Consider the following 25,016-nt stretch of genomic DNA (forward strand, 5'->3'; position numbering starts at 1 on the left):
TATATCGCACGTCCGGGTGGGAGGGTCAACGCCAAACATGAGGACGGCTCATTAACGGTCGGTGGGCGGCGCTCACCGACCCGGTGGACGGTGGGATCACGCCGTGGGGCACCGGCCGAGCAGAATTGGCACACCGTCGCCGGTCAGGTCCGCGCAGTAGGCCCGCCGCCCGGTCATCGCCATCGTCAGCGCGAGCGTGCCACCGGACACCAGCGGCCCGGAACCGGTGGCGAAGGGGCCGTCCGTCGCCGCCAGGCGCAACCCATCGATCCGACCCTTGGCCGGCACGGTGAGGTCGGAGCCGGCGAAGTACTCGGCTACCTGGGTGAGGGTCTCGATCGGGTACGGGCGCTCCAGCCCCAGAGGGCGGCGGATGTCCTCGCCGTGCACGACCTGCTCGCCGAGCATCGCCAACACCGGCAGGGGTGGCTTGGTGGTGCTGGTGACGATCCCGCGGAACCTGTCGAGGGTGTCGTCGGGGGTGTCGCCCAGTTGCTCCCGGAGTCGCATGAGCACCTGCCGGTCGAAGTCCCATCGGCATCGGATCACGCCCAGCATCCAGCGCGCGGGGTTCAGGCTCGCCGCCGCGGTGAGATGGGCGAGGACCTCACGCACCGTCAGACCTGTGCAGAGCGACGGAGTGGCCCACCGGTCGGCGGTCAGGCCGGCGAGGTCGTCGGCCAGTGCCGCCCGTTCCGCGTGGACCAGCGACCAGACGGCGATGCGGTCACGTTTCGCAGTGTTCTCGGTCATGCAGTGAACCTCCTGTGGTGGCCGCCGTCACGTCGTGCGATCAGGGTCCGACGAACGGCCCAGCCGTGCCGTGTCGAGAGAAAAGACTCCGGCCGTCGGGCAGAATCGTCGCTCGTGACCGGCCCTCCTTCCGAGGCGGCTGCCGGGGTGACCGCCCCAGGCCGAGGATCCGGTCCTGGCTCGACACCATCGCCACCCGCTAGATCACCAGGGTGTCCTCGCGGCCGGTGCGGCGGCGGACGTGACCACGCCACCCGGCGAGCAGGGCGATCAAGGTCCAGCCGCTGACGCCGAGCAGGAGCGCGATCAGCTTGCCGCCGGAGTCGACCCGGTCGGCGTCCTGGAGGGTGAGCTCCCCGTCCGGGTCGGTAAGCACGCTGAGCCGCTCGCCGATCCGGTAACCGGGGTCACTGCCCTGGTAGACAAGCGGTTCCGCAAGGGGCCCGGTCGCGCCCGAAAGGGCGAAGGTGTGCCGGCTGCCGTCGGCGTGTGCGTCGACGACGGTGACCTCCTGGCGTACGCCGCGCTGTTCGAGCGCCAGGTCGGGGGCGAGCTGCACCGAACCGACGAGGACGAAGAGGGCCGGGAGGAAGGAGAGGAAGGCCAGCCAGGCCGCCCGGTGCAGGAGGCGGACGGCGAACACGAAGGCCAGCGACAGGACGATGCCGGTCCCGATCGCGACAGCCCTGGTGCCAGCGGCGGCGTACCCGATGCCGGTGTTAAGCCCGGCGATGACGAACCCGGACAGCACCAGCAGCGCCGTCCGGCGGGCCGAGGCAGCGGCCGTCCAGGCACCGGTCATCCCGGTTACGGCGTTCGCAGACACGTCGGAGATCGTAGCCGCGGTCGTCGAGATCGAATCGCCGGCCGCGACCGACCTTCCGCCCGTCGCCGCGGGGCCGGCTCAGCGCGTCGCGGCCAGGGTCACCGGCACCGCGACCACCTTCGTACGGGAGCCGTCGACCGCCGACACCTCGTACACCTCGATGGTGCCGCTCTGCTCGGCCGACAGCCGGTATCTCACGGCGACCCGGTACCCGCCCCGGCAGCCGTTGCCGCAGGTGGCGGTGGTGAAGGCGGTGGCGAGTTGGCGGCCGGCGGCGTCAAGCACCCGGACATTGACCGTCGCCTCGAAGACGTCGGCGCTGCCGGTGACGGTGACCGGGCTGGTCACCCGGCCGGCGATGACCGGGCCGGTGACCACGATCGGTGGCAGCAGGTCGGCGTGGTCGGCACGGCCGGCCGGTGCGGCGGTGCCGAAGTCGACCTGTCGCACGGTGGGAAACTGGGTGAGGGTGTAGACCACCTGCGCCTCACGGAGCCGGGCGGTGACCGGGTCGGCCACGACGGCCAGCCGGACGGTGGCGACACCGGCGACGATCCGGCTCACCTCGGCGCCGTCCGGCAGCAGGGTGACCAGACCGGCGTCGGCCTCCCGCCGGGTCGGCCCGGCGGCCAGCTCGGCCAGGGCCAGCCGGGAGGTGGCCACCGTGGCGGGTCGGGTGCGTCGGGTCGGGACGAGCCGCCCGTCACGGACGTACCACAGCTCAAGGGTGAGGGTCTCCGGCCGGGCGACGCCGGTGGCGCGCGTGCCGGGCGTGGTCGGTGCGGGGGCGTCGGTGGGCAGCGTCGGTGCAATGGGGGCGGACGGGCCGACGCTTGTGGGAGCTGGCACGACCGGCGCGGCGGCGGTGGGCGCTGGCCCGAGCGAGCCTGACCGCGACGGCGCGCACCCGGCGACCAGCAGCACCAGCGCGATCAGCGTCGCGGATCGGCATCGGCTCATCCGGTGCCGCCCGTCAGCTCGGAGCCGCCGACGTCGGGGGGTAGCCCCGCAGACGCCCGTCCGGGTCCGGTGCGCTCTGCGGACGGGACGCCTGCGGGCGCGATGTCGGGCAGGTCGAGGCGGAACCGGGTGCCGGTGCCGGGGGTGCTGTGCACGGTCAATCGGCCGCCGAGCAGCCGGGCGTTCTCCAGGGCGATGGCCAGACCGAGCCCGCTACCGCCGCCGGATCGCGCCGGGTCGACCTTGTGGAACCGGTCGAACAGCCGGGGCAGGTGCTCCGCCGGGATTCCCGGCCCCCGGTCGTCGACGTCGATCTGCACCCGGTCACCGGCCCGGGCCGTCCGCACCCGCACCTCACCGCCACCGTGCTGCACCGCGTTGGCGATCAGGTTGCCCAGCACCCGCTCCAGTCGGCGCGGGTCGGTGCGAAGGCGCAGCGCGTCGCCGTCGACCGTGACCCGGTCGGGCCAGCCGCGAGCGGCCACGATCCGGCGTACCAGGTCTGGTGCGTCCACGTCGGTCACGTGCACCGCCTCCCGCCCGGCGTCCAGCCGGGAGATCTCCATCAGGTCCTCCACCAGGTGACGCAACCGGACCACGTCGATGACCAGCAGCTCACCGGCGCGCCGGGCATCGGTGGGCAACTGGTCGAGGTGGTCGCGCAGCAGCGAGGCCGCGCCGACCAGGGCGGTCACCGGGGTACGCAGCTCGTGCGCCACGTCGGCCGTGAACCGCCGCTCGCGTTCCTGTGCGTGGTGCAGGGCGGTGATCTTCGCCTCCAACGCCTCGGCCATCTCGTTGAACGACGCCGCCCACCCGCTGAACTCGTCCCGTCCGGCCACCGGCAGCCGGGTGGCGAGCAGGCCCTCCGTGATGGCTCGCGCGGCCCGGCTGGCCCGCCCCACCGGTTCCAGGGTGCGCCGGGCGAGGGTGTGCCCGACCGTGGCGGCGAGCAGCACCACAAGCACCCAGCCGGCGGCGAGCGCGTTGCGGAGCTGCTCCAACCCGGCCGCGAGGTCGTTCTCGTCGGTGATCACGTACAGCTCGGCGGTCGAGCCGGGAATCCGTCCGCCCACCACGAGCAGCCGCGTCGGTCCGGAGCCGCGCTGGTAGCCGAGCTGCCCGGCTGCCACGGTGCTGCGCAGCCGCTCGGTCAGGTGCGGCGCGTACGCCGGGTCCGACGGCCAGGTGTTCCCGGCGATCAGCACCACGTGCCGGTCGCTGCCCTCGAAGCTGGTCAGCAGGTCGCTGCGGCGCTGCTCGGTCAGCGGCAGGAACTGCCCGGCGAGCACCAGCCGGTAGCGGGCGTCGGCCGCGGCGGCGTGCAACGACGCGTCGTAGCGGGCCTGGTGTAGCAGCAGGTACGACCCACCGGCGAGCACTCCGGCGGAGATTCCGGCGACCAGCACGAACGCGATGGTCAGCCGGCGGCGCAGCCGGCCGGGACGGACGGTCGGTGATCCTGCCGTCGTCTCCCGTGCTGGCGTTGCACCCATCGCCGTCGGCCGCTCATCCGGCGACGAGCTTGTACCCGGCGCCGCGTACCGTGCGGATCAGCCGAGGGGTGCCCGGGTCCGCCTCGACCTTGGCGCGCAGCCGCTGCACCGCCACGTCGACCAGCCGACTGTCACCGAGGTAGCTGTGGTTCCAGACCCGGTCCAGCAGCAGCTCGCGGGTGAACACCTGCCCCGGTCGGCGGGCCAGCTCCAGCAGCAGCCGGAACTCGGTCGTGGTCAGCGGCAGCTCCTGACCGTTCCGGCGGGCCACGAACGCGCCCGGGTCGATCTCCAGGTCGCCGACCCGCAACGCGCCGGGCTCGGGTGGCACCACGGCGCGGCGCAGCACCGAACGGACCCGGGCCACCAGCTCGGGCAGGTCGAATGGCTTGCGCAGGTAGTCGTCGGCACCGCATTCGAGACCGACCACCACGTCGATGGTGTCGGTACGGGCGGTCAGCATGAGGATCGGCACCGCGCTGCTGCGCCGGATCTCCCGACACACCTGGAGGCCGTCCAGGCCGGGCAGCATGATGTCCAGCACGATCAGGTCGACGGTCCCGGCCCGCCAGGCGGTCAGCGCCTGCCGGCCGTCGGCGGCGGTGTCCACCCGGAACCCGGCGCGACGCAGCCCGAGGGCGGTGACCTCCCGGATGGAGGCGTCGTCCTCGACCACCAGCACGCGGCCGTCCATGATGCACCCAGGGTAGTCCCGGACGGCAGGTACGTCGCTCGGCGTGACGGGCGAGGGTGAGGGTCCGGCCGGTGCCGGACCCTCACCGCAGCGGTCGGTCATTCCTGCCACTGGTGCGCCACGTCGAGCACGATCCGGCTGTGGTTGCCGGGTCCGGCCAGCACGAACACCCGGAACGGCAGCCGGGCGCGGACACCGACGGCGAAGGTGCTGTAGCCCTCGAAACTGCCGCCGAAGACCACGTCGCGCAGGGTCTGGTAGCGCAGCACGTTCGCCACGTGCTCGCCGGTCCGGTATGGCACCGTCGCGAGGTGCTCGTCGTCGTACGCGGGGGCGCGCAGCGAGACCCGCAGCAGCGCGTCACCGGCGGTGTACGGCGACAGCGGCAACCCCTCACCCTCGGTGTACGTCTCGCCGTAGCCGACGCTGTAGCCGGTGACCGGGCCGTCGAACTCGAACACCACCCGGTCGTGACAGTCGTGCCTACCGGTTCGCACGTCGATCAGTGGTGCGGAGCTGAGCGCCCCGGCGGTCTTGTCGGCGCTGCCCCAGGTGATCCCGCAGTACGGCGCGCCGGTCGCCGCCTGCGTGACGGTGCTCGGCGCGGCCGTGGCGGCGATCAGCGCGGCGAGCGCCACGAGCAGCGTGGTGACGGTCCTTCTGATCCTCATTCGGTGCTCCCTTCCAGCCGGCCTCGTCCCTCAGGACGTGCGGGCTTGACCTGGTGAAATCCCACGGTCGCGCCGTTACGCCACGGCAGTTTCGCCGTGGCGTAACGCAGGGGTAACAGCGGCGGGCGGTATGACGCTTTCGCGATGACAACCGTCCAGGGGCGCCCATTAATATTTACGCACATCGATTGCGGCGTGTCGGCGCGCCGCTCAGTCCGCAGGGAGTGCGTGATGATCCGACGACAACTGCTGCGCGCGGCCACCGCCGCGCTGGCGGCGGTGCTGGCGGCGACGGGGCTTCAGGTGGCCACCGCCGCCAGCGCCTCGGCGGCCCGGACCGTCTACTACGACGCCAGCCGGGCCGGCGAGTTCCGGACCAACTTCGACCAGGCCGCGCAGATCTGGAACAGTCGGGTCAGCAACGTGCGGCTGGTGCCCGGCACGCCCGCCAGCGTCACCATCTACGTCGACAGTGGCTGGCCCCGGGCGCAGGTCACCGGGCTCGGCGCCGGACGCATCTGGATGGGCTGGCAGGCGGTCAACCAGGGCTACCACCGCACCAGGATCGCCACCCACGAGTTCGGTCACATCCTCGGTCTGCCCGACCGGCGCACCGGGCTCTGCTCCGACCTGATGTCCGGCAGCAGCGCGCCGGTCTCCTGCACCAACGCGTACCCGAGCGCCGCTGAGGCGAGCCGGGTCAACCAGCTGTTCGCCGGCAGCGTGCGCGCGTCGGCGGCGGCCGGCAGCTACACCTGGACCGAGGACGCCGGTGTCGGGATCCTGGTGGTCAACGGCCGGCCGGCGACCGAGAACTACCCGTGGCTCGTCTACACCTCAGGCTGCACCGGCACCCTGATCAAGTCCAACTGGGTGGTCACCGCGCGGCACTGCCCGACCCCGTCGTCGGTGCGGGTGGGCAGCATCAACCGCACCAGCGGCGGCACGGTCGTCCGGGTCAGCCGGGCGGTCAACCACCCGAGCATCGACGTCAAGCTGTTCCAACTCGCCAGCTCGGTCAGCTACGCGCCGGCACCCATCCCGACCACCTCCGGCGCCGTCGGCACGGCCACCCGGATCATCGGCTGGGGCCAGACCTGCGCGCCCCGCGGCTGCGGCTCCGCGCCCACCGTGGCCCACGAACTGGACACCTCGATCGTGTCCGACAGCCGGTGCAGCGGCATCAACGGTCCGTACGAGATCTGCACCAACAACACCAACGGCAACGCGGGCGCCTGCTACGGCGACTCCGGTGGCCCCCAGGTGCGCCGGATCAACGGTGTGTGGAACGTCATCGGCGCAACCAGCCGGGCGGGCAACAACAACTCCACCTGCGCCACCGGCCCGTCCATCTACGGCGACCTGACCTCGATCCGCTCCTGGATCAACTCCCAGGTCGGCGGCCTCCCCGCCTGACAGCTGCGCTGATCATGCAGTTGTGGTGCCTCACGAACACCTCGAAAGGGGTGTTCCGGGTGCCACACCTGCATGATCGGCGAGGGGGTGCGGGGGAGCGCGGGGGTGGGGTGGGATAGTGGGCGGTCGTGGCGAGGTATGGGGTGCTGAGTCTGCCGTCGAGTAACCGGGTGTACTCGGGGGCGGCCGTGGAGTTGACGCGGGCGGAGCTGGAGATCTTCGGCGGCGCGGTGCTCGGTGGGCGGATCGGTGAGGTGGCGACCGCGACCATCGGCGGGGCGCGTTACATCACGTTCGAGGTCGCCGGGGGCCTGAGCGAGCGGGACGCCGCGCTGCTGAGCAACCTCTCCGGCGCGTACGCGATCTTCGAGTTCGTCGGCGACCTGCTGCGGCCCGTGCCGGTGACCCGGCTGGACCGCTTCGACGACGACCTGCTCACCATTCAGAAGTACCCGGGCAAGACCAACGAGCAGTTCACCAAGCTGCTGCTCAACGTCACGCTGCTCGCCTCGGACGGGGCCGGCGAGCTGTTGACCCGGCGGTTCCGGGTGCTCGACCCGCTGTGCGGGCGGGGCACCACGCTCAACCAGGCGATGATGTACGGCTTCGATGCCGCCGGTCTCGACCGGGACAGCAAGGACTTCGAGGCGTACCAGACGTTTCTGAGCACCTGGCTCAAGCGCAAGCGGATCAAGCACCGGGTGTTGGAGTCCGGGCCGATCCGCCGGGAGCGCAAGGTGGTCGGCCGGCGGCTACGGGTGGAACTGGCCGCCTCGAAGGAGGCCCACAAGGCGGGCGACGTGCAGTCGGTGGACGTGGTGAACGCCGACACCACCCGGGTCGGTGAATTCTTCCGCCCGGAGACGATCGACGTGGTGGTGGCCGACGCGCCGTACGGGGTGCAGCACGGTAGCCGTACCGCCGAGAACGGGCTGGCCCGCGACCCGCTCGCCCTGCTCACCGCCGCCGCCCCCGGGTGGGCGCGGGTGCTGCGCCCCGGTGGCGCGCTGGGTATCTCGTGGAACACGAACGTCGCCCGCCGCGAGGCCGCCGCCGAACGCCTCACCGCCGCCGGCCTGACCGTCCTCGACACCGGCCCCTGGCGCGCCCTCTCCCACCGCGTCGACCAAGCCATCGTCCGCGACGTCCTGGTAGCCCACAAACCCACCTGACCCGACCCCATCCCACCCCCGCCCCCGCCCCACCCCCGCGATCTTGCAGTTTTGGTCGTCGAAATGTGCCCTATGCCCCTCTTGCGGGGACAGAAAGCGCAAGATCGCGGGGGTGGGGGTCAGCGGGGTTGGGCTTGGGGGCGGGATCCGGTGGGGCCGAAGGCGGTGAGGAAACGGTCGCGGAACTCGTTCATCGGCCAGACCGGTGCGCTCGGGTCCGGGGTCAGGCCGTCCTGCCAACCCCAGTCGTTGATGCGCTGCAGCACCGCCTGGTCCTTGGTCACGATGTGGATCGGCACGTCGTGGCTCGGATTCTCACCGGTGACCACCGGCGCGGGCTGGTGGTCACCGACGAAGACCAGCACCGTGTCGTCGTCGCCGTAGCGCTCCACGTAGGAGATGAGGGTACGCAGCGTGTAGCTGACCGAGTGCCGGTAGCCGGTGCGGGCCTGCGCCGTCGGCGTACCGATGATGCCCCGCCGGAACACCTCGCCGTCGTCGATGGTGTCCCAGTCGACAAGCGACGGCACCTTCGTCCAGGGGGAGTGGCTGGAGACCAGGGCCAACTCGGCCATGACCGGACGGTCCTGCTGCCCGGCCAGCTCCCGCTGATGGAACTGGTGGATGGCGAACTGGTCAGGCATCGGGGCGAAGGCGAACTTGGGGCCCTGGTAGCCCAGGTCGGGGCCGCTGTAGAACTGCTCGTAGCCGTAGAAGGCGCCCTCCGGCCAGGCCTGGTTGACCGCCGGCATCACCCCGACAGTACGCCAGGAGGCGCGCCGGAACGCGTCACCGAGGGTGAACCGGTCGGTGGCGAGCAGGTTCCGGTAGCGCTGGTTGTTGTCCACCCACAGGCCGGAGAGCAGCGTGGCGTGTGCCAACCAGCTCGCTCCGCCGATGGTCGGCGAGGTGAGGAAGCCGCTGCGGGTGGCGAACCCGGCCGTGGCCAACCGATCGGCGCTCTCGTCGAGCATCCGGGGAATGGACGCGAACTCGGCGTCGGTGACCGCGTCGCGGCCGTAGCTCTCCACGAAGGCGATCAGCACATCCTTGCCGCGTAGGCCGGTGAGCAGCTGGTCGGCGGGCACGTCCCGGAACGGGTCCACCCCGACCTCGGTGGCGAACGCCTGGCGGTCGTACAGCCGGTCCCGGACCTCGGCGGCATGCTCCTGCACGAGGATGGTGGCGTTGGTGTCGGCCATCGGCATGGCGGGCACGATCCGCGCCCCGAAGGCGGCCAGGACCGCCCAGACCACCACCAGCGTGGCAACCGCCCGGGTACTGCCGGTGCGGTGCCGGCTCAGCAATCCGGACAGCCGTACCGCGGACAGGGCGGTCAGCAGCGGAACGGCCAGCAGCAGCAGCCCGATGCCGAGCGCGATGGCTATGGCGCCTGGCCGGCCGATCGACTCGGCCACGAAGGTGAACGCCTCGTCCAGCAGCGACCAGTCCAGCACCAGGTCGAACGGGCGACCCAGCGAGGAGTAGAAGCCCAGGTCACCGACCTTCACCACGGCGACGAGCCCGAGCAGCCCACCGGCCAGCGCGGCCACCACCCGGCGGGGCCGACCGGGCAGCGCGAGCAGCAGCGCCGCCAGCAGCAGCGCCTCCAGCGGGATCCGTAGGAACGCGCCGGGTTCCAGCTGCCACGGCCGGTTGGGCAAGGTGAACGTGACAAGCACCAGCAGCGCGGCGAGCGCCGTGGCCACCCGCGCGAGGATCCGTCGGCGCATGGTGACCGGCGCTGGCCGGGACGCGGCGTCACCCACGTCGGTGGTGGTGCTCGGGTTCTGGTCGGCGTCGGGCGTGGACGCCGGGTCGGCGATCGACAACTGGGTCTCCCGGGTCAGCGCAGCGACAGTACGGGGGCGGTGGACAGGTCGCGCTCGTCGACCCGATCGGCCCGTCGCACGCCGATCGGCACGGTCGGCATGGTCGGCGCCACCGGCACCACAAATGCCGGCACGGTCCGGACGGGTCGGTGCCGCCACAACCAGCTGACGTCCCGCCCGAACGACTCGACCAGCAGGACGATCGCGGCCACCAGCACGACCGTGGTCAGCATCCCGGGCAGCACCTGGGCGGCGGCGACCGCGAGCATGATCCCCTGGACCGCGGCGACCACCTTACGCCAGTACCGGTGCGGCAGCTGCGCGTTCATCCAGGGCAGCACCCAGCCGGCGACCAGGAAGACGTACCGCATCAGGCCGATGGCGAGCACCCAGGCGCCGACCGAGGGGGCGACGTAGAGGCTCAGCATCAGCACCAGGAACGAGTCGACCTCCATGTCGAACCGGGCGCCGAGGGCGCTTGTCGTCCCGGTGCGGCGGGCCACCTTGCCGTCGACCGCGTCGAGGGCAAGGGCCACCGCGGTCATCGTCACCAGCAGCGCCACCGGCGCGGGGCGATCGCCGGTCAGCGAGTCGGCGATCAGCGCGGTCACCGCCCCGACCAGCAGTCCGCGACCCATCGTCACCCAGTCGGCCGGTCCCAGCCGGGCCGAGCCCGCGTGACGCAGCCCACGCACGAGCGCCAGGCAGGTCACCGCCCCGTACGCCAGGCCCGCCAGCCAGCCCGCGACACCGAGACCGACCGTCGCGGCGAGCGCCGCCAGCAGCGCGATCTGGACGATCAGCCCGATTTGCGGACCGGTTCGAACTGTGGACACCGTGCCTCCGTGTTTATGATCGACGACCCCTGCCAGGGAACTACGGAAAATACGACGGATCGGTTCGGTCTGGACGCAGGTAAGGAGAAAAATCCGTGACGCGTACCGCCCTCGCCTTCTGGCTCCGGGCTCCCGGCACGGGTGAGATCCGTCCGGTGACGTTGCCGGAACCGGACGCCGACGAGGTCCTGGTGCGCAGCCGGTACTCCGGGGTCAGCCGGGGCACCGAGACCCTGGTCTTCACCGGGAGCGTGCCCGCCAGCCAGTACGCCGCGATGCGCGCTCCGTTTCAGGATGGCGACTTTCCGGCCCCGGTCAAGTACGGCTACCTCAGTGTCGGCGAGGTCGAGCAGGGCCCGGTGCACCTGCTCGGGCGTACGGTGTTCTGCCTGCACCCGCACCAGAGCGCGTACGTGGTGCCGGCGGAGGCGGTGACCGTCGTACCGGCGCAGGTACCGGCGGCCCGTGCGGTGCTGGCCGGCACCGTGGAGACCGCCGTCAACGCGTTGTGGGACGCCCCGCCCCTGGTCGGCGACCGGGTGACAGTGGTCGGGGGTGGCATGGTCGGCTGTGCGGTGACCGCCCTGCTGGCCCGCTTCCCCGGGGTACGGGTGGAACTGGTCGACACCGATCCGTCCCGCGCCGAGGTGGCCGCCGCGTTGGGTGTCGACTTCGCTGCCCCCGAGACCGCCAGCGACGGCCGTGACCTGGTGGTGCACGCCAGCGCCAGCGCCGCCGGCCTGCAACGCGGCCTGGACCTGCTCGCGCCGGAAGGCACCCTGCTCGAACTGAGCTGGTACGGCGACCGGCCGGTGCAACTCTCCCTCGGCGGCGCGTTCCACTCCGGACGACTGAACATCCGCAGCAGCCAGGTCGGCATGGTGGCGCCGGCGCGACGCGGCAGTCGCAGCTACGCCGACCGGATGGCGCTCGCCCTGGACCTGCTCGCCGACCCGGCGTTCGACGTGCTGATCACCGGCCGGTCGCCGTTCGCGGAACTGCCCGACGTACTCGCCCGACTCAGCGGGGGCGACCTGCCCGCGCTGTGCCATCTCATCACCTACGACGGGGAGTGAACCGTGTTCAGCGTGACCGTCCGTGACCACATCATGATCGCTCACAGTTTCCGTGGCGAGGTCTTCGGCCCCGCCCAACGGCTGCACGGCGCGACGTTCGTGGTCGACGCCACCTTCCGCCGGCCGGACCTCGACGACGACGGCATCGTGGTCGACATCGGACTGGCCACCGAGCAGCTCAAGGCGGTGCTCGGCGAGCTGAACTACCGCAACCTCGACGACGAACCCGCGTTCGCCGGGCAGAACACCACCACTGAGGTGCTGGCCCGCACCATCGCCGACCGGCTCGCCGAGCGGGTGGCCGCCGGTCAACTCGGCGGCGGTGCCCGGGGCCTGACCGGGATCACGGTCACGCTGCACGAGTCGCACGTGGCGTGGGCCAGCTACGAGCGGGCGCTGCCCGGCTCGACCGCCGTCGGTGAGGGCACCGCCTGACGTGCCGACCCTGCACGTGATCCTGCCGGGCGACATCGACGACCCGGCGTCACCCAGCGGCGGCAACGGCTACGACCGGCGGATCTGCGCCGGGCTCACCGCCGCCGGCTGGTTGGTCCGCGAGCACGCCGTGGCCGGTGACTGGCCGAGACCGTCCCCGGCGGCGCAGGCTGCGTTGGCGCGGGTGCTGGCCGGTACGCCGGACGGTGCGCTGGTGCTGGTCGACGGCCTGGTCGCCTCGGTGGTGCCGGACGTGCTCGCCGCGCACTCCGGGCGGCTGCGCCTGGTCGCGCTGGTGCACCTGCCCCGGGACGACGACACCGAGGCCCGAGCGCTGGCCGCGGTCACCGCCGTGGTGGCCACCAGCGCCTGGACCCGCGACGCGCTCCTGCGGCGGTACCCGTTGCCCGCCGAACGGGTGCACGTGGCGCCGCCCGGGGTGGACCCGGCGTCGCCGGCGACCGGCTCGGCGACCGGTTCGGCCCTGCTCTGCGTCGCGGCGGTCGCCCGGCACAAGGGGCACGACGTCCTGGTCGAGGCGCTGACCATGGTGGCCGACCGGCACTGGACGTTGGCCTGCGTCGGTCCGCTGCACCGGGAGCCGGAGTTCGTCGACCGGCTGCGCGAGCGGATCAGCGCCGGGCGGCTCACCGACCGGATCCAGCTGACCGGTCCGTTGCCCGGTGACCGGCTCGCTGCCGCCTACGCCGCCGCCGACCTGCTGGTGCACCCGTCGCGCGGTGAGACGTACGGGATGGTGGTCACCGAGGCGCTGGCACGTGGCGTACCGGTGCTCGCCACCGCCGTCGGCGGGCTGCCCGACGCCCTCGGGCGCACGGCGGCGGGCGACCGGCCGGGTCTGCTGGTGCCGCCGGACGACCCGGCAGCCCTGGCCACGGCGCTGCGCCGCTGGCTCGACGACGCGGCCCTGCGCGCGCACCTGCGGCACGTCGCCGTCCAGCGACGGGACACCCTCGCCGACTGGAGCAGCGCGATCGCCCAGATCACCACGGCCCTGAAGGAGGCGTCGGCATGAGCATCGATCTCCCGCCGGATTTCGCGCGGTGGCTAGCGTTGCGGGAACCCGCCGACGTGGCAGCCCGGTCCACCGAACTGGTCGACAAGCTGCGGGCGGCGCTGCCCGGCCACGGCGGCCCCCTGGTGGTGCATGACCTCGGCGCCGGTACCGGCTCACTGGGCCGCTGGCTGGCCCCGCTGCTGCCCGGCGCACAGCACTGGATCCTGTACGACCAGGATCCGGACCTGTTGGCCCGGGCCCGCGCCGGCATGCCGGCCGTCGCCAGTGACGGCGCACCGGTGACCGTCGAGACGCGCCAGGGCGACCTGACCCGACTGACCGCCGCCGAGTTGGCCGACGCCGCCCTGGTCACCGCCTCGGCCCTGCTCGACATGCTTACCGCCGAGGAACTCGACCACCTGGTCGCCGCCTGCGCCGAGGCCCGTTGCCCGGCGTTGTTCCTGATCTCCGTGACCGGCACCGTGCGGTTGACCCCGGCCGACCCGCTGGACGACCAGGTCGCCGCCGCCTTCAACGCACACCAGCGGCGTACCGTCGGCGGTCGGCGGCTGCTCGGGCCGGACGCGGTCGACGCCTGTGCGGCCGCCTTCGCCCGGCACGGGGGGGACGTGGAACGACGCCCCAGCCCCTGGCTGCTCGGGCCGGAGCAGGCCGCCCTGGCGGCGGAGTGGTTCACCGGATGGCTCGACGCGGCTCGTGAGGAACGCGTTGAACTGACCGCCCGAACCGGCGAGTACGAACGCCGTCGGCTGGCGGAGGCTGAAACCGGTCGGCTCGGGGTACTGGTCGGTCACGTCGACCTGCTGGCGCTGCCCCGTTGAACCGGCAGCCGACCAGCTACGTGCGTACAGTCAGGGAAGATCGTCATGCCGGGGAGGCACGGGTGGGGGATGAAGCTGGCGGCGCCGCACCCACGGCGACCCCGGCGGGTCGGTCGTTCTGGGGCTGGGCCCGACTGGCGCTGGGACTGGCCGTCCTCGTCGGGCTGCTCTGCTGGCTCGGCACCGGTCCGTTCCTGGCCGGACTGCGGCTGATCGACGCGCCAGCCCTGGCCGCCGCGCTCGCCATCGGCGTCCTCACCACCGTCTGCGCCGCCTGGCGGTGGAGTCTCGTCGCGGGTGGGCTCGGCGTCCGGCTGCCGCTGCGGGAGGCGGTCGCCCACTGCTACCGGGCGATCTTCCTGAACGCGACGCTGCCCGGCGGGATCCTCGGTGACGTGCACCGCGCCGTGCGGCACGGCCGCGAAGTGGGTGACGTCGGACGCGGCATCCGGGCGGTGGTGTGGGAACGGATGGCCGGGCAGGTGGTGCTGGTCGCGGTCGCCGTGGTGCTGCTGTTCGCCTTCCCGTCCCCGGTGCGTCCGTTCCTGCCGGTGGCGACCGCCGTGGCGGTGGTGGTGCTGGTCGCCGTGGTGCTGGCCGCCCGCCTGCTGCCGCAGTCCGGTGCCTCCCGGTGGGCGCGCGCCTTGGGTACCGCCGTCTCGGACGTACGACGCGGGCTGCTCGGCCGGCGTACCTGGGCCGGGGTGCTGTTCGCCTCGGCGCTGGCCGTCGCCGGGCACCTCGCCACCTTCCTGGTGGCGGCACGCACCGCGGGTTCCACCGCCCCGTTGACCCTGCTGCTGCCGCTGACCCTGCTGGCCCTGCTCGCGATGGGGGTGCCGGCCAACGTCGCCGGGTTCGGCCCCCGCGAGGGGGTGGCCGCGTGGGCGTTCGCCGCCGCCGGCCTGACCGCCGCCGAGGGGGTGGCCACCGCGACGGTGTACGGCGCCCTGGTGCTCGTCGCGAGCCTGCCCGGAGCCGCCGTGCTGCTGGCCCGACGTGTCCGTGTACCCGCCACCGTCTGACGAGGAGACCCATGTCCGAATCACTGCCTGTCGCCACCATCCGGACGCAGGTCACCGTGCCGCTGCGGTTTCCCGACGGTTACACCACCACGGCCCGCCTGTTCACCTTCGACGGGCTGGTCGACGGCCGGGAGCACCTCGCCTTCGCCCTCGGCGACACCGCCGCGGCCGAACGCGGCGGCAACGTGCCACTGGTCCGGCCGCACAGCGAATGTCTCACCGGCGACGTGTTCGGCAGCCAGCGCTGCGACTGCGGGCCGCAGTTGCGTGAGGCGGTGCAGCGCATCGCCGACGTCGGCGGCTACCTGCTCTACCTGCGCCAGGAGGGCCGAGGGATCGGGCTGTACGCCAAGCTCGACGCGTACGCGTTGCAGGACGCGGGGCTGGACACCTTCGAGGCCAACGTCGCGCTCGGTCACGCCGAGGACGAACGCGACTACACCGTCGCCGCGCAGATGCTCGCCGCGCTCAGCGTCGGACCCATCGCGGTGCTGAGCAACAACCCGGAGAAGACCGAGCAGTTGGGTCGGCTCGGGATCACCGTGACCGAGCAGGTGCCCACCGGCGTGTTCCTGTCCCCGGCCAACGCCGACTACCTCGCGGCGAAGGCCAGCCGCGCGGCCCGCACCGCCGACCTTCCCTTCGTCCGGTGACCGGCCCGCCCGGGGTGGCCCGGCCGTACGTGCTGCTCAGCTGCGCCACCTCGATCGACGGCTACATCGACGACGCCACCGAGGAGCGGCTGCTGCTGTCCAACGACGCGGATCTCGACCGGGTGGACGAGGTCCGCGCCGGCTGCGACGCGATCCTGGTCGGCGCCGGCACCGTACGCCGTGACGATCCCCGGTTGCTGGTGCGCTGCGAACGGCGCCGGGCCGCGCGGGTCGCCCGTGGCCTGCCGGCGTCGCCCACCCGGGTAACCGTGACCGGCTGCGGCGACCTGGATCCGCAGGCCCGGCTGTTCACCGTCGGTGACACCGAGCGGATCGTCTACAGCGCCAGCGGCGCCGTTGAGAAGACCCGGCACCGGCTGGGCGCGCTGGCCACCGTGGTCGACGCCGGTGACCCGGTCGACCTGGTGCGGATGTTGGCCGACCTGGCCGAGCGGGGCATCGGCAGGCTGCTGGTGGAGGGCGGCGCGGGCGTGCACGGACAGTTCCTCGCGGCAGGGCTCGCCGACGAGCTGCACCTGGTGGTGGCCCCGTTCTTCGTTGGTGACCGGCGGGCACCGCGGTTCGTCGGCGAGGGCAGCTTCCCGTGGCACCCGGGTCGGCGGGCGCAGGTGGTCGAGGCGCGGCAGATCGGTGACGTGGTGCTCACCCGCTACGCCCTGTCCGAACGCTGCGAACCGACGCAGGCCGACTGACGCGCCATCTCGCGCTGTCTCTGCGGCGGCGGGGCCGCGACATGCCGCATGTCGCGCTGTCCGGGTGGCGGGAAGGCGCGACATGCCGCATGTCGGGGGTAGGCCCCGCCGGGCCGGACCGCCGGCTGACTCCGCCTCGGCTCGACCGAGGACTTCGACCAGGGTCTAATCCGAGGGACGGTCGAGGAACATCAGTCGGGCCCGCTTGTCGGCCAGGTCGATCAGCGGGCCGTCGACGAAACCGGCTCGCCGCAACCGGCTGATCGCCTTGTCGTTGCGGGCGTCCGGCTCCATCACCAGCCGTAGCCGGCTGCGGTCGGTGAAGACGAAGGTGACGAACTCGCCCAGCAGCGTGCCGGTGAACCCCGGTTCCGGCCGTACCGGGGTGCCGATCAGCAGGTGCCCGCCGTGGTCACCGGGGCGCACCGGGTAGCACTCGCCGACCGGGTCATGCTCCGGTTCGTAGGTCTGGAACAGCGCCACCGGGTGCCCGTCGCGCAGGGTGAGGTACGCGTGGTGGGTGGAGAGCGAGTCCACGTACCGGTAGATCTCGGCGACCTGCTCCCGGTCGGCGTCGCGCATCCCCCAGAACCGGGCCCGTTCCTGACTGACCCAGGAGTGGATGACGTCGGCGTCGGTGTCGGGCTCGACCGGCCGGAAGGTGACCACGCCGAATCGGGGCACGTGTCGTTCGTAGTGGTGACGGTCAGTCATCGTGCTCCTCGGTCAGCCGGTCCCAGTCACAGCCGATCTGGATCAGGTCGCCGCTCACCCACAGCGGCAGTTGGTCGTCGCGGTGCGGTCCACTGCCGGTGGCGCCGAGCGGCACCACCCAGCGGCTGTCGTCCCGCCGGGCCAGGTCCCAGACGTAGCGGGCCGCCGGCCCGCGCAGGCACAGGTCGGTGACTCCGGGGACGCTGGAGGTGGCCAACACACAGTCGTGGTCGCCGGAGAGCCGCGGACCTGGCGGCGCGGCCGGCTCGGGCAACGCCTGCCACGGCAGGAGGCGGTGCCGTTCGCCCCAGCACGGGAGGTCGTCGTGGGCGGCCACCTCCGCCAGGGCCTCGCTCAGCAGCTCGGCCCGATACAGGCCGGGCAGGTCGGCGTGCAGCAACGGGGTCACCGCGTACCCGACCCGGGGGAGCAGGGCCAGCCACGGCCGGAACACCTCGGGATAGGCGGGTGGTTCGGCCAGCGCCGCCAGCGCGGGGTGGGCGGCGAGCCGGCGGGTCACGGCGGCCCGCAGGTCGGCGAAGGCGGCGGCGTCCACGCTGTCGGCGGTCATCCGGCGATCCCAGGCCAGCAGACGTTCCCGCAGCCCGGCGGCGGCCGCGCCGAGCCCGTCCAGCCTGGCGAGCAGGTCCAACAGCGGCGCGGCGGCGGCCAAATGGGTGTCGGTGTGCACGCTCGCCAACTGTTCGGCACGCCAGTCGTCTGTGGCGTCCAGCAGTTGGCGGATCCGGTCGGCCCGGTACGGCGGCGCGAACTCCACGCCGAGTTCGGCGGCGATGCCACGGTCGTTGGCCATCACCGCCACCCGGTCGACCGGTGCCTTCGGCATGTCGTGCCAGCCCCGCCAGGCGTGGCTCGCCTCCCAACCGGGAACCACCCGCAGCCCGTTGTCCGGGTGGCGACGCGGCACCCGGCCGGCCACCCGGTGCAGCAGTCCGCCGGCCGTGTCGGCCGCGAGGACCACGTTCACCGGCTCGACCCAGCCGCTAAGCGCCGCGTCGATGTCGTCGACGGTCCGTGCCCGCAGCAGCGCCGGCAGAACGCTGAAGCCCAGCTCACCGAGGACGCGGGGCGGATAGCGCAGGCTGACCGTGACGGCCGGGTCGTCGTCGGGCCCACCGGAGATCAGCGGCCCCCGGTCGGTCTCGATCACCTCGACCTCGACCGGTTCGGCGCCGGCCACCTCGATCGTCTCGACGTGCCGGTGCGCGGGTCGCCACCCGTCCGGCCCGTACGCCTCGACCCGGTCGCCCCGGCGGCGCAGCCGTTCGGCGTACCCGTCCTGGTAGTCGGCCATGGCGTTGGTGATCGCCCAGGCGACCTGGCCGGCATGACCGAAATGGGGGATGCCCGGAACGCCGGGCACGGCGAACCCGAGCACGTCGTACTCCGGGCAGGCGAGACGGATCTGCTGGTAGATGCCGGGCGCTTCGATGATCCGGTGCGGATCACCGGCGATCAGGGCGGCCCCGGTGGCGGTGCGGTCGGCGGCGAGTAGCCAGCCGTTGCTGCCCGAGGTGACGTGGTTGTCGACCGCGAACAGGCCGGTCGCCTGCGGGCCGAGTCGGCGGGTCACGTGGTCGCGCCAGAGTTTGGTGCCGAAGCCCGCGAAGAGCACGTGGTGACCGAGCCAGATCGCCAGCGGGGTCCATGGCTGCCAGCGGCCCGGCCGCAGGCCGGTGGCAGCGAACTCCGGAGCCTGCGCCGCACCGGTGGCGAGCGCGGCGTTGACCCCGTCCACGTAGCGACCTACCCATTCGGCGGTGGCCGGGTCGAGGGCGGCGTGGCAACGTCGGGCGGTGTCGTCGAGCCTCGCCCGGCGGGCGAAGCTGTCCCAGGCCACCGCGTCGGTGCCGAGAAACGAGGCGGAGGTGCCCTGGGACCTGTGCCGTTCCACCTCGATCTGCCAGGCCCGGTCCAGGGCGGTGACCCGACCCTGGGCGTAGGCCAGCGACGTGTGGTCGTCAGCGCGCAGGTGCGGGACGCCGTAGCCGTCGCGGTAGCGGCGGGCGCTCACCGCGCCACCGTACCGGCTCGGGCGCGGGCTGCGGGAACCACCAGCGGCGTACCCGTCTCCGGGTCGTCGATGACCCGGCAGGGCAGGCCGAAGACCTCCTCGACCAGCTCGGCGGTGACGATCCGGCGGGGTTCGCCCGCGGCCACCACCCGGCCACCGCGCATCGCGATCAGGTGGGTGGCGTAGCGGGCGGCGTGGTTGAGGTCGTGCAGCACCGCGACAAGCGTGCGTCCCTGCTCCTCGTGCAGCCGGGCACACAGGTCGAGGACCTCGATCTGGTGGGCGATGTCGAGGTACGTGGTCGGTTCGTCCAGCAGCAGCAGGGGCGTCTGCTGGGCCAGCGCCATGGCCAGCCAGACCCGTTGCCGCTGGCCACCGGAGAGTTCGTCGACCAGCCGGTCGCCGAGGTCGTCGACGCCGGTGGCGGCCATCGACTCGGCGACGATCCGCTCGTCCTCGGGGGACCACTGCCGCAGCAGCCCCTGGTGCGGGTAGCGGCCCCGGGCCACCAACTCGGCCACCCCGATGCCGTCAGGGGCGATCGGCGACTGGGGCAGCAACCCGAGCGTACGGGCCACGGCGCGGGCGGAGAGCCGGTGGATGTCCGCACCGTCGAGCAGCACCGCCCCGGCGGCCGGCTTCAGCAGCCGCGACAGCGCCCGCAGCAGCGTGGACTTACCGCACGCGTTCGGGCCGATGATGACCGTGAAGGAGCGGTCGGGCACGGCAACGGTGAGATCCTCGGCGACGACGCGTCGGTCGTAGGCGAGCCGCAGCCCGTTGCCACCGAGCCGGGAGGTCGACATGCTTGTTGCTCCGTTCTCGGGTGTCGTGGTCGGGACCGGTGTCATGGTCGGGACCGGCACGGTGGTCGGCTGCGGTTCGCGGGACTGTCCGGGCATCACAGCCGGCCCGCCCGGCGCTCGGTGGCCAGTAGCCACACCAGGTAGCCGCCGCCGATCACGCCGGTCACCACGCCGACCGGCAGCTGACCGGGTAGGGCGCGCAGGGCGACCTGATCGGCGACCACGATGATCAACGCGCCGATGAGCGCCGCCGGCAGCAGGGTGACCCCGGGTGCCCGGGTGAGCCGGCGGGCGAGGTGGGGGGCGGTGAGCGCGACGAACGGCACCGGCCCGGCGGCGGCTGCGGACAGCGCCACCAGCAGCACGGCCCCGGCGAGCAGCAGCATCCGCATCCGGTGCACGCTCACCCCCAGCCCGCTGGCGGCGTCGTCGCCCAGCTCGGTCATCCGCAGCGCCGGAGCGCAGGCCAGCAGCGCCGGCACCAGCACCACGAGGGCGACCAGCAGCGGCACGGCGTCGGACCAGCCGCGGCCATCGAGGCTGCCGGTGAGCCAGAGCATCGCCCGGGAAGCGCTCATCAGCGGTACCCGGGTCATCAGGTAGCCGTTGACGCCGGTGAGGATGGCCGACATGCCGATGCCGACCAGGACCAGCCGGTAGCCGTGCACGCCGCGCCGCCACGCGATCAGGTAGATGAGCAGGCCGGTGACCACGCCGCCGAGGGCCGCGGAGCCGGCGAGGGCGGCGCTGCTGCCGCCGACGGCGACCACGACGAGCGCGCCGGTTGCCGCGCCCTGGGTGAAACCGAGCACGTCCGGGCTGCCCAGCGGGTTTCGGACCAGCGCCTGGAAGACTGCTCCGGCCAGGCCGAGCGCGGTGCCCACGGCCAGGCCGGTGACCAGCCTGGGCAACCGCAGCTGGGTGACGATGAACTCCTCGGCGGCGCTGCCGCCACCGGTCAGGGTGCGCAGCACGTCGGCCGGTGACATCGGGTACTCGCCATGTCCGACGGCCAGTACGCCGACGCCGACGGTTAGCAGCAGGCAGACCGCGCCGACGGCGAGGACGCGGGGATGCAACCGGACGGAGAGCCGGCCGGGCGTACGAATCACGATCATGAGCGGGTCGTCCTCGTCCTGAGCACCAGCGTCAGGAACAGCGGGCCGCCGACCACGGCGGTGATCAGGCCGACCTGAAGTTCGCCGGGACGGCCAACGACCCGGCCGAGCACGTCGGAGCCGAGCAGCAGCACCGGAGCGAGCAGCGCACAGTAGGGCAACAGCCAGCGCAGGTCGGGGCCGGTGAGGGCACGGACCAGGTGCGGCACGAGCAGCCCGACGAAGACGATAGGTCCGCAGGCTGCGGTGGCCGCCCCGCAGAGCAGAGTGATGGCGAGGATCACACCGGCTCGGGCCACGGCCGGCCGGGCTCCCAGGGCCTGCGCGGCGTCGTCGCCGAGGGCGAGCGCGTTCAGCGGCCGGGCGGCGGCCAACGCGACAAGCAGCCCGACGGCGATGAACGGCAGCACCCGCAGCACCGTGCCGGTGTCGGCGCTGGCCAGTGACCCGACGGTCCAGAAGCGCAGCCGTTCCAGACCGGCCGCGTTGAGCAGCATCACCGCGCTGACGTACGAGTACAGGGCCGCGTTGAGCGCCGCGCCGGCCAACGCCAGGCGGGCGGGCGTGGCCGCGCGACCGCCACCGACCGCGTACACCCCGACGGTGACGATGGCGGCGCCGAGCAGCGCGAACCATACCTGCCCGGTGCCGCCACCGAGGCCGAACAGGGCGGTGGCGGTGGCGATGGCGGCGGCGGCTCCGGCGTTGATACCGAGCAGACCAGGGTCGGCCAAGGGGTTGCGGGTCAGCGCCTGCATCGCCGCGCCGGCCACGCCGAGCGCGGCGCCGGCCAACAGACCGAGCAGCGTGCGCGGTAGCCGCAGCTCCCGCACCACCGCGTACTCGGCGGCGTCGCGGTCGGTCAGGGCGTGCCAGACCTCGCCCGGGGGGATCTGCTTGGCACCGACGGCCATGCTGAGCACCGCGACCGTGAGCAGGGTCAGCGCGGCCATGAGGAGACCGCTGGCGCGTAGGGCGGTGCGGCGGTGCCGGGGCGGTGCGGTCGACCGGGTCGGCGTCTCATAGGGTGGCGACTCGATGACGGACAGTGTGAACTCCAGTGTGGTGCGAAACGCCGTCGGGACTTGACAGGAGCCGAGTCTAGGCACGAAGTTAGGTTAGGTTAGCCTAACCCCCGGCTGTCCATGGTCCGAGACCCTGATCGAAAGACGACACGAATGTCTGAGCACCCCTCTCCCCGTCGCCTCTCCCGCCGGGGGCTGCTCGCCGTCGGCGGTGCCGCCGTGGCCGCCGCACTCGTCGGCTGCGGCCGCGACGATGCCTCCGGAACCAACGGCGACAACGCCTCCGGGCCCTGGTCGTTCACCGACGACCGCCCCGAGGAGGTCACCGCCGACGCCCGGCCGGAGCGGGTGGTCGCCTTCACCGGTTCCGCCGCGGCACTTGTCGACTTCGGACTCGGCCGCGAGATCGTCGGCGTCTTCGGTGAGACGAAGAAGGCCGACGGCAGCGTCGAGCCGCAGGCCGGTGACCTGGACGTGGAGAGCGTCGAGATCCTCGGCAACGTCTGGGGCGAGTTCAGCGTCGAGAAGTACGCCGCCCTCCGCCCGGAGCTGCTGGTCACCCACATGTACGACCCGGGCGCCTACTGGTACGTCCCCGACGAGAGCAAGGACAAGATCCTGCCGCTGGCGCCGGTGGTGACCATCACCACCGCGCGGGTGCCGATGACCAAGCCCATCGAACGGTACGCCCAACTCGCCGAGTCCCTCGGCGCCGACCTGTCGGCACCGAAGGTCACCGACGCCAAGGCCCGGTTCGAGGCCGCCGCCGAGGCGGTCCGCCAGGCGGTAGCGGCCAACCCCGGCATCAAGGTGATGGCCGCCTCCGGCAGCCCCGACCTGTTCTACGTCTCCAACCCGAAGGTCAGCACCGACCTGATGTACTTCGCCGAACTCGGCGTCGACATCGTGGTGCCGACCAAGCTGGAAGCCGGCGACTACTTCGAGGCGCTCAGCTGGGAGAACACCGGCAAGTTCCCCGCCGACCTGATCCTGCTCGACAACCGCAGCACCGCCCTGCAACCCACCGACCTGGCCGCCAAGCCCACCTGGAAGCAACTGCCCGCTGTGCAGGCCGGGCAGGTCACGCCGTGGGACGCGGTGCCCCGCTTCTCGTACGCGGGCGCGGCTCCGCTGCTGGAGAACCTCGCCAAGGCGATCCGGGGGGCGAAGAAGCTCACCTGACGCCGCCGGGCGGCCGGCCACGGTCGACCACCGCACCGGCCGCCCCGCCACCGCCCTCCCAGAATCGAAGTGCCCGCCGCCCACCTGTCGTGCGGCGGGTTCCGGCTGCCCGAAAACCGAACCGCCGAGCGTGGAGGACACGTCCATGACCCTGCCGGTGCACACCGCCGAGGCAACGCCGACCCACCCCAAGCCCGGGACCACACCCGCCCGGGCGCACCTGCTCAACGCCGACACGGTCGAGCAGTACCGCCGCGCGGTGGCCGCCGGCACCGACCGGGTGGCCCGTCGGGTGGCGGAGGCGAACGGACCCTTCACCGGCGTACGCCCGGACGAACTCGCTCCGCAGGTGGAGGCGATCGATCTGGACCGGCCGTTGGGCGACACCACCGCCGCGCTCGACGAACTGGAGGACGTCTACCTGCGCGACGCGGTCTGGTTCCACCACCCTCGTTACCTGGCCCACCTCAACTGCCCCGTGGTGATCCCGGCGCTGCTCGGCGAGGCGGTCCTCAGCGCCGTCAACTCCTCCATGGACACCTGGGACCAGAGCGCCGGCGGCACCCTGATCGAGCGCCGGCTCATCGAGTGGACCGCCGACCGGATCGGTCTCGGCCCGGCCGCCGACGGCGTGTTCACCAGCGGTGGCACCCAGTCCAACCTGCACGCTCTGCTGCTGGCCCGGGAGGAGGCGCTGGCCGCCGCGACGCCCGCCGACCGACGGATCCTGCTGCCCCAGCTGCGGATCATCGCCTCGGCGGCCGGTCACTTCAGCGTGCAGAAGGCGGCAAAGCTGCTCGGCCTGGCACCGGATGCGGTCGTGGTGGTGGAAACGGGCCCCGACCGGCGGATGCGCCCCGGCGCGGTCCGCCACGAGATCGCCCGCTGCCGGCGCGCCGGACTGACCGTCATGGCGGTGGTGGCCACCGCCGGCACCACCGACTTCGGCACCATCGACCCGCTCGACGACATTGCCGAGGTGTGCGCGACGTCCGGCGTGTGGCTGCACGTCGACGCCGCGTACGGCTGCGGGTTGCTGGTCTCGCCCACCCGCCGGCACCTGCTCGACGGCATCGAACGCGCGGACTCGGTGACTGTCGACTACCACAAGTCCTTCTTCCAGCCGGTCAGCTCCAGTGCGCTGGTGGTCCGCGACCGGCGGACCCTGCGGCACGCCACCTGGCACGCCGACTACCTCAACCCGGCCCGGATGGTCGCCCAGCGCATCCCCAACCAGGTCGACAAGAGCCTGCAGACCACCCGCCGGTTCGATGCGCTCAAACTCTGGCTGACCCTGCGGGTGATGGGGCCCGACGCCGTCGGTGAGCTGTTCGACGAGGTCTGCGACCGGGCCGCGCAGGCGTGGGAGTTGGTCGCCGCCGACCCGCGTTTCGAGGTGCTGACCCGGTCACAGCTGAGCACCGTGGTGTTCCGCTGGCGACCCACCGGACCCGGCCGGGACCTGGCCGACGCGGCCAACCTGCGGGCCCGCGAGGCGTTGGCCGCCTCCGGTCTCGCCGTGGTCGCCGGCACCAGGGTCGACGGCCGGCAGTACCTCAAGTTCACCGTCCTGAACCCGGCCACCACCACAGAGGACGTCGCCTACGTGCTGGACCTGATCGCCGAGCATGCCGGCCGTCACGTGCACGAACACGCCGGCGCGTCCACCGCCGACCTGACCTGCCCGGTCGGCTGACCGTGCCACCTGCCAACCCGAG

At 72.7% G+C, this 25,016-nt stretch carries 24 protein-coding genes; 11 read left to right on the plus strand and 13 right to left on the minus strand.

Going from position 1 to position 25,016, the window contains the following annotated elements; all coding sequences use genetic code 11:
- Positions 1 to 96: 96 nt before the first annotated feature.
- The 6 genes from Vse01_RS01510 to Vse01_RS01535 form a co-directional block, all read right to left on the minus strand.
- Positions 97 to 753, minus strand: a complete 657-nt coding sequence (locus Vse01_RS01510; RefSeq protein ID WP_093402318.1) for a maleylpyruvate isomerase family mycothiol-dependent enzyme — start codon at positions 751 to 753, stop codon at positions 97 to 99.
- Between the two features lie 199 nt (positions 754 to 952).
- On the minus strand, positions 953 to 1,579 hold the full coding sequence (locus Vse01_RS01515; RefSeq protein WP_232511094.1) for a hypothetical protein: 627 nt from the start codon (positions 1,577 to 1,579) through the stop codon (positions 953 to 955).
- Positions 1,580 to 1,657: 78 nt separating this feature from the next.
- Positions 1,658 to 2,539, minus strand: a complete 882-nt coding sequence (locus tag Vse01_RS01520) for a Gmad2 immunoglobulin-like domain-containing protein (protein WP_093402320.1) — start codon at positions 2,537 to 2,539, stop codon at positions 1,658 to 1,660.
- On the minus strand, positions 2,536 to 4,035 hold the full coding sequence (locus tag Vse01_RS01525) for an ATP-binding protein (protein ID WP_093402321.1): 1,500 nt from the start codon (positions 4,033 to 4,035) through the stop codon (positions 2,536 to 2,538). Before Vse01_RS01525 ends, Vse01_RS01520 begins: the two co-directional genes overlap by 4 nt.
- A gap of 13 nt (positions 4,036 to 4,048) precedes the next feature.
- The gene (locus Vse01_RS01530) at positions 4,049 to 4,729 is read right to left on the minus strand and encodes a response regulator (RefSeq protein ID WP_093402322.1); all 681 of its coding nucleotides are present in this window, start codon (positions 4,727 to 4,729) and stop codon (positions 4,049 to 4,051) included.
- Positions 4,730 to 4,827: 98 nt separating this feature from the next.
- Positions 4,828 to 5,400: an AMIN-like domain-containing (lipo)protein gene (locus Vse01_RS01535; RefSeq protein WP_093402323.1), complete on the minus strand. Its 573-nt coding sequence runs from the start codon at positions 5,398 to 5,400 to the stop codon at positions 4,828 to 4,830.
- 231 nt (positions 5,401 to 5,631) lie between these two features.
- On the opposite strand from Vse01_RS01535, the gene Vse01_RS01540 reads away from it, so the two are divergent.
- Together Vse01_RS01540 and Vse01_RS01545 are read left to right on the plus strand one after the other, a co-directional pair.
- Positions 5,632 to 6,816 (plus strand): snapalysin family zinc-dependent metalloprotease, encoded by a 1,185-nt coding sequence (locus tag Vse01_RS01540; protein ID WP_093402324.1) that lies wholly within the window; start codon positions 5,632 to 5,634, stop codon positions 6,814 to 6,816.
- Positions 6,817 to 6,944: 128 nt separating this feature from the next.
- Positions 6,945 to 7,988: a TRM11 family SAM-dependent methyltransferase gene (locus tag Vse01_RS01545; protein WP_093402325.1), complete on the plus strand. Its 1,044-nt coding sequence runs from the start codon at positions 6,945 to 6,947 to the stop codon at positions 7,986 to 7,988.
- A 119-nt stretch (positions 7,989 to 8,107) separates the two neighbouring features.
- Here Vse01_RS01545 and Vse01_RS01550 read toward each other — a convergent pair whose 3' ends face one another.
- On the minus strand, positions 8,108 to 9,946 hold the full coding sequence (locus tag Vse01_RS01550) for a sulfatase-like hydrolase/transferase (protein ID WP_444980315.1): 1,839 nt from the start codon (positions 9,944 to 9,946) through the stop codon (positions 8,108 to 8,110).
- Positions 9,835 to 10,656, minus strand: coding sequence for a CDP-alcohol phosphatidyltransferase family protein (locus tag Vse01_RS01555; RefSeq protein ID WP_093402327.1), 822 nt, complete (start codon positions 10,654 to 10,656; stop codon positions 9,835 to 9,837). The genes Vse01_RS01550 and Vse01_RS01555 overlap by 112 nt, the downstream gene beginning before the upstream one ends.
- A 95-nt stretch (positions 10,657 to 10,751) precedes the next feature.
- Between Vse01_RS01555 and Vse01_RS01560 the strand changes: the two genes are divergently transcribed.
- From Vse01_RS01560 to Vse01_RS01590, 7 genes are all read left to right on the plus strand, one after another.
- Positions 10,752 to 11,732 (plus strand): zinc-dependent alcohol dehydrogenase, encoded by a 981-nt coding sequence (locus Vse01_RS01560; protein WP_093402328.1) that lies wholly within the window; start codon positions 10,752 to 10,754, stop codon positions 11,730 to 11,732.
- Between the two features lie 3 nt (positions 11,733 to 11,735).
- Complete coding sequence (locus Vse01_RS01565) at positions 11,736 to 12,167, plus strand: 6-pyruvoyl trahydropterin synthase family protein (RefSeq protein ID WP_093402329.1); 432 nt, start codon at positions 11,736 to 11,738, stop codon at positions 12,165 to 12,167.
- Complete coding sequence (locus Vse01_RS01570; RefSeq protein WP_232511095.1) at positions 12,151 to 13,203, plus strand: glycosyltransferase family 4 protein; 1,053 nt, start codon at positions 12,151 to 12,153, stop codon at positions 13,201 to 13,203. Before Vse01_RS01565 ends, Vse01_RS01570 begins: the two co-directional genes overlap by 17 nt.
- Positions 13,200 to 14,027, plus strand: a complete 828-nt coding sequence (locus Vse01_RS01575; RefSeq protein WP_093402330.1) for a methyltransferase domain-containing protein — start codon at positions 13,200 to 13,202, stop codon at positions 14,025 to 14,027. Before Vse01_RS01570 ends, Vse01_RS01575 begins: the two co-directional genes overlap by 4 nt.
- 134 nt (positions 14,028 to 14,161) lie before the next feature.
- Positions 14,162 to 15,052 carry a lysylphosphatidylglycerol synthase domain-containing protein gene (locus Vse01_RS01580; protein ID WP_232511106.1) on the plus strand — a complete coding sequence of 297 codons (891 nt, stop codon included), beginning with the start codon at positions 14,162 to 14,164 and terminating at the stop codon, positions 15,050 to 15,052.
- An 11-nt stretch (positions 15,053 to 15,063) separates the two neighbouring features.
- Positions 15,064 to 15,705: a GTP cyclohydrolase II gene (locus tag Vse01_RS01585; RefSeq protein WP_093402332.1), complete on the plus strand. Its 642-nt coding sequence runs from the start codon at positions 15,064 to 15,066 to the stop codon at positions 15,703 to 15,705.
- Positions 15,702 to 16,418 (plus strand): RibD family protein, encoded by a 717-nt coding sequence (locus Vse01_RS01590; protein ID WP_232511096.1) that lies wholly within the window; start codon positions 15,702 to 15,704, stop codon positions 16,416 to 16,418. Before Vse01_RS01585 ends, Vse01_RS01590 begins: the two co-directional genes overlap by 4 nt.
- A 165-nt stretch (positions 16,419 to 16,583) precedes the next feature.
- Here Vse01_RS01590 and Vse01_RS01595 read toward each other — a convergent pair whose 3' ends face one another.
- The 5 genes from Vse01_RS01595 to Vse01_RS01615 all read right to left on the minus strand — a co-directional run bounded on the left by Vse01_RS01595 (position 16,584) and on the right by Vse01_RS01615 (position 22,044).
- On the minus strand, positions 16,584 to 17,132 hold the full coding sequence (locus tag Vse01_RS01595) for a GNAT family N-acetyltransferase (RefSeq protein ID WP_093402333.1): 549 nt from the start codon (positions 17,130 to 17,132) through the stop codon (positions 16,584 to 16,586).
- Positions 17,125 to 19,167, minus strand: coding sequence for a penicillin acylase family protein (locus Vse01_RS01600; protein ID WP_093402334.1), 2,043 nt, complete (start codon positions 19,165 to 19,167; stop codon positions 17,125 to 17,127). The genes Vse01_RS01595 and Vse01_RS01600 overlap by 8 nt, the downstream gene beginning before the upstream one ends.
- Positions 19,164 to 19,973 (minus strand): ABC transporter ATP-binding protein, encoded by an 810-nt coding sequence (locus tag Vse01_RS01605; RefSeq protein WP_198413132.1) that lies wholly within the window; start codon positions 19,971 to 19,973, stop codon positions 19,164 to 19,166. Before Vse01_RS01605 ends, Vse01_RS01600 begins: the two co-directional genes overlap by 4 nt.
- 95 nt (positions 19,974 to 20,068) lie before the next feature.
- Positions 20,069 to 21,091 (minus strand): FecCD family ABC transporter permease, encoded by a 1,023-nt coding sequence (locus tag Vse01_RS01610; protein WP_093402335.1) that lies wholly within the window; start codon positions 21,089 to 21,091, stop codon positions 20,069 to 20,071.
- Positions 21,088 to 22,044 carry a FecCD family ABC transporter permease gene (locus tag Vse01_RS01615; protein WP_232511107.1) on the minus strand — a complete coding sequence of 319 codons (957 nt, stop codon included), beginning with the start codon at positions 22,042 to 22,044 and terminating at the stop codon, positions 21,088 to 21,090. The genes Vse01_RS01610 and Vse01_RS01615 overlap by 4 nt, the downstream gene beginning before the upstream one ends.
- A 225-nt stretch (positions 22,045 to 22,269) precedes the next feature.
- Here Vse01_RS01615 and Vse01_RS01620 point away from each other — a divergent pair, with 225 nt between their 5' ends.
- Positions 22,270 to 23,298, plus strand: a complete 1,029-nt coding sequence (locus Vse01_RS01620; RefSeq protein ID WP_093402337.1) for an ABC transporter substrate-binding protein — start codon at positions 22,270 to 22,272, stop codon at positions 23,296 to 23,298.
- 145 nt (positions 23,299 to 23,443) lie between these two features.
- Entirely contained in the window at positions 23,444 to 24,994 is a 1,551-nt protein-coding gene (locus Vse01_RS01625; RefSeq protein WP_093402338.1) for a pyridoxal phosphate-dependent decarboxylase family protein, read from the plus strand.
- Positions 24,995 to 25,016 lie beyond the last annotated feature (22 nt).

Origin of the sequence: Micromonospora sediminimaris, from assembly GCF_016863575.1 — a bacterium.
Lineage (GTDB): Bacteria > Actinomycetota > Actinomycetes > Mycobacteriales > Micromonosporaceae > Micromonospora > Micromonospora sediminimaris.

What these genes read in the sequence shown, in the direction of transcription:
- Vse01_RS01510 (WP_093402318.1), bottom strand. Translation starts at nt 753, where the DNA reads ATGACCGAGAACACTGCGAAACGTGACCGCATCGCCGTCTGGTCGCTG.
- Vse01_RS01520 (WP_093402320.1), bottom strand. Translation starts at nt 2,539, where the DNA reads ATGAGCCGATGCCGATCCGCGACGCTGATCGCGCTGGTGCTGCTGGTC.
- Vse01_RS01525 (WP_093402321.1), bottom strand. Translation starts at nt 4,035, where the DNA reads ATGGGTGCAACGCCAGCACGGGAGACGACGGCAGGATCACCGACCGTC.
- Vse01_RS01530 (WP_093402322.1), bottom strand. Translation starts at nt 4,729, where the DNA reads ATGGACGGCCGCGTGCTGGTGGTCGAGGACGACGCCTCCATCCGGGAG.
- Vse01_RS01535 (WP_093402323.1), bottom strand. Translation starts at nt 5,400, where the DNA reads ATGAGGATCAGAAGGACCGTCACCACGCTGCTCGTGGCGCTCGCCGCG.
- Vse01_RS01540 (WP_093402324.1), top strand. Translation starts at nt 5,632, where the DNA reads ATGATCCGACGACAACTGCTGCGCGCGGCCACCGCCGCGCTGGCGGCG.
- Vse01_RS01575 (WP_093402330.1), top strand. Translation starts at nt 13,200, where the DNA reads ATGAGCATCGATCTCCCGCCGGATTTCGCGCGGTGGCTAGCGTTGCGG.
- Vse01_RS01585 (WP_093402332.1), top strand. Translation starts at nt 15,064, where the DNA reads ATGTCCGAATCACTGCCTGTCGCCACCATCCGGACGCAGGTCACCGTG.
- Vse01_RS01595 (WP_093402333.1), bottom strand. Translation starts at nt 17,132, where the DNA reads ATGACTGACCGTCACCACTACGAACGACACGTGCCCCGATTCGGCGTG.
- Vse01_RS01605 (WP_198413132.1), bottom strand. Translation starts at nt 19,973, where the DNA reads ATGTCGACCTCCCGGCTCGGTGGCAACGGGCTGCGGCTCGCCTACGAC.
- Vse01_RS01610 (WP_093402335.1), bottom strand. Translation starts at nt 21,091, where the DNA reads ATGATCGTGATTCGTACGCCCGGCCGGCTCTCCGTCCGGTTGCATCCC.
- Vse01_RS01615 (WP_232511107.1), bottom strand. Translation starts at nt 22,044, where the DNA reads ATGGCCGCGCTGACCCTGCTCACGGTCGCGGTGCTCAGCATGGCCGTC.
- Vse01_RS01620 (WP_093402337.1), top strand. Translation starts at nt 22,270, where the DNA reads ATGTCTGAGCACCCCTCTCCCCGTCGCCTCTCCCGCCGGGGGCTGCTC.
- Vse01_RS01625 (WP_093402338.1), top strand. Translation starts at nt 23,444, where the DNA reads ATGACCCTGCCGGTGCACACCGCCGAGGCAACGCCGACCCACCCCAAG.